The organism is Proteus sp. fly-1067, from assembly GCF_040139345.1.
Taxonomy (GTDB): domain Bacteria; phylum Pseudomonadota; class Gammaproteobacteria; order Enterobacterales; family Enterobacteriaceae; genus Proteus; species Proteus vulgaris_B.
The window spans coordinates 1-511 of record NZ_JBEEUL010000293.1 but is presented as its reverse complement, the minus strand read 5'-3'; the positions used below and the strand labels follow the sequence as shown (position 1 = coordinate 511).

Annotated in this window: 2 protein-coding genes; both read right to left on the bottom strand. The window is 43.1% G+C overall.

Features of this window, described 5'->3' with window-relative positions; translation table 11 throughout:
* Positions 1–233, bottom strand: a 233-nt coding sequence (locus ABN217_RS20480) for a tRNA-guanine transglycosylase (RefSeq protein ID WP_349460042.1), incomplete at its 3' end; no start/stop codon positions are given.
* 85 nt (positions 234–318) lie between these two features.
* Positions 319–511: S-adenosylmethionine:tRNA ribosyltransferase-isomerase (locus tag ABN217_RS20475; RefSeq protein ID WP_349460040.1), on the bottom strand; the 193-nt coding region annotated here is incomplete at its 5' end.

The following is a 511-nucleotide window of genomic DNA, read 5'->3' as shown; positions in this document are numbered from 1 at the left end:
TCATGTAAATCGCCGTGCAATTTCATGATTTCTTGCCCAGGGCGTAGCCACAAATGGAACGTGTTACCTAAAAGGATCTGTGCGCCCGTTTCTTTAACTTCTTCAGGCGTCATGCCTTTAACGGTTCCATAAGTACCAACAGGCATAAACGCAGGGGTTTCAACCACACCACGCTCAAAAATCAAACGACCACGACGCGCTTTGCCATCCGTGGTTTGTAATTCATATTTCACTATTATGTCTCCTAGCATCAGAAAAACAGTCCGATGCTGATTTTCACTTTTATCAGCAAGCAGCGTTGCTGTTGCCTACATTAACTTACTCTCCAACCTGCTCATGACGAGCATCGGGATTACAGGTGATATACATCGCATCACCATAACTAAAGAAACGATATTGCTGTGCAACTGCTTCTTTATAGGCTTGTAGGGTATTTTTATACCCTGCAAACGCAGAAACTAACATAATCAACGTTGATTCTGGCAAATGGAAGTTTGTGATCAATGCGTCA